This is a genomic window from Rodentibacter trehalosifermentans (genome assembly GCF_002000545.1).
GTDB classification, from domain to species: domain Bacteria; phylum Pseudomonadota; class Gammaproteobacteria; order Enterobacterales; family Pasteurellaceae; genus Rodentibacter; species Rodentibacter trehalosifermentans.
Genome location: NZ_MLHL01000062.1, coordinates 1 through 2,083 on the forward strand (window position 1 = coordinate 1; position 2,083 = coordinate 2,083).

Here is a 2,083-nt window from a genome sequence, read left to right on the forward strand (position 1 = left end):
AAATCGGCCATCAGTGAAAACATCCAGATTGAGACCAAAACACCGGAAAATCTGACCGCACTTTCGAGGGATACAAAAAACGCGAATCAGCAAGTCGCCAAACAAGACTTGCAGAAAGTGCAAGAGCGGCAAGAAATGGCGAAAGTGATAGGGGAAATTACGAATAACGCCATTAGTATTGCTACTTATGAAGAGCGAGAAAAAATCAACAAGCTCTGGCTTGAGAAGTTCAAACTAGAAGAACAGAAAAAAGCCCTTGGTGACAATGATGCTAACCGTGCTCAAGTGGCAGCGCTTGACAAACAGATTGGCACTATTACACAGGAAATTAACAAAACCCAACAGAAGATTGATAACAACGTTGGCATTGGCAGCCCAAATGGCATGGCAATCCGTGCGGTAACTGCAGCGCTTCAGGCGGCAGCACAAAACGACACCAATGGTGCGATTGTGGCTTTGGCTTCGCCTTATCTCAACAAACAAATCCACGAGATGACAAATGGCGATAGCACAAAAGATAAGGCAGTGAACCTTGCGGCACATGCACTGCTCTCTGCAGTAGAGTTCCAACTGACAGGCAAAGACCCGTTAACGGGTGCAGTGGCAGGTGTAACGGGTGAAGCCACCGCAACCCTACTCACCAAAGCCCTTTACGACAAAACACCAGCGCAACTCACCGCAAGCGAGAAAGAAAATATCAGCACCTTGAGCCAGTTAGCGGGGGGATTAGCGGGTGCATTGACTGCAAAAGCGAATGGCACGACAGCCCAACAAGGCGGCACATTCCTCACTGCCACTGCGGGAGCTGAAACGGCGAAAAGAGCGGTGGAGAATAATTATTTATTCAAAGATGAGGCAGCACGAAAATATGAATTAGAGCAAAAGGCTAGAAAAGGCATAATTACGCCGGCTGAGCGAGAGGAACTTGCTGGAATTTATAAGGTGGATAGAGAGCGTGATATTCGGTTGGTTTCTTCTTGCTCAAATAAAATGTCTGCAACTTGTCGAGAAGAGAGTAAAAAAGTTGACTCAGCTATGCTGAGTTATACAGGTGCGGAGTTAAACCATAGCTATGCTTATCCTGTTTATACAAGATATTCAACAAAATATGGGGAGGATTATAAGAAAGCCACTTCATTCTCTGAAGAATATTCGATATTAACGGCAAGTAAAGAAAAAGCATATGCTGATTTTGAAACACGCTTTGATTTACCGAAAGGTAGTGTAAATCAATTTACCCAATGGGGAGAGGTGATTGCAAATACTGTTGGTTTAATTGGAACAAGCAATATTGATAAATCGGCATTGAGTGGTGATTTTTCAAAACCTCTACTGAAAAATGCTAATGCAAATAACTCATTACCTACAATTAGTCGAACAACTGATTATGAATTAACTGACTTCAAGGCGAATATTGGGAGATCTTTAATTTATCAGGAAAATATAGGAGGTCATACAATTACTAGACATGTAGGAAAAACGGATTCCGATTTAATAACTAGATTAAATCAAGAACCTAATTTGAAAATGGCGTCTTCTTTTACTAATGTTCAAATTGCTGAAAAAGCTATTTCAGAAGTTATAGCTAAGAATAATCAAGAAGTAGCTAAATTTATGGTTGGTAATAAAGCAAGATTAGTTATCACCGATGATGTTGGATTTAATGTAGGAAAGATTGTGAATAGGCAGAGTTTATCATCAAATAGTTCTAGCAAAGCAACTGTAGTTATTATTAAAGATAATGTAGAACCTAAAGGTTGGAGAATTCTTACTGCTTTTCCTGATAAATAAGGAAATATGATGTATCAAAATTTAAAATATTTATTTAGCTCTTATTTTCATCAAGATTGGATGTTAACTGAGGGGGAAACATTAGAGGATGTATTAAATAGTTTTAAAAGGAATGAATCTGTAGAAATCCTTCAAAAAGTTGTTTGTGAATTAAGTATTTTGTTGGACCAAAAATACGTAGGTGAAGACTTTGTATATTCATTAGGTTGTTTCATGATTCCAGAAAAAGAACCTGATGGTAATATTTTGCTTTGGTTAAGAAAAATACAAAAATATTTGGGGCTGACGTAGA

At 39.0% G+C, this 2,083-nt stretch carries 2 protein-coding genes; both read left to right on the plus strand.

Going from position 1 to position 2,083, the window contains the following annotated elements; genetic code table 11:
• A partial coding sequence (locus BKK52_RS13545; protein ID WP_167367926.1) for an RNase A-like domain-containing protein occupies positions 1-1,791 on the plus strand: 1,791 nt, incomplete at its 5' end.
• 6 nt (positions 1,792-1,797) lie between these two features.
• Entirely contained in the window at positions 1,798-2,082 is a 285-nt protein-coding gene (locus BKK52_RS10815; RefSeq protein WP_143531412.1) for a contact-dependent growth inhibition system immunity protein, read from the plus strand.
• Position 2,083: the final 1 nt, after the last annotated feature.

Coding starts and splice junctions, on each gene's coding strand:
- BKK52_RS10815 (WP_143531412.1), top strand. CDS start 1,798: ATGATGTATCAAAATTTAAAATATTTATTTAGCTCTTATTTTCATCAA.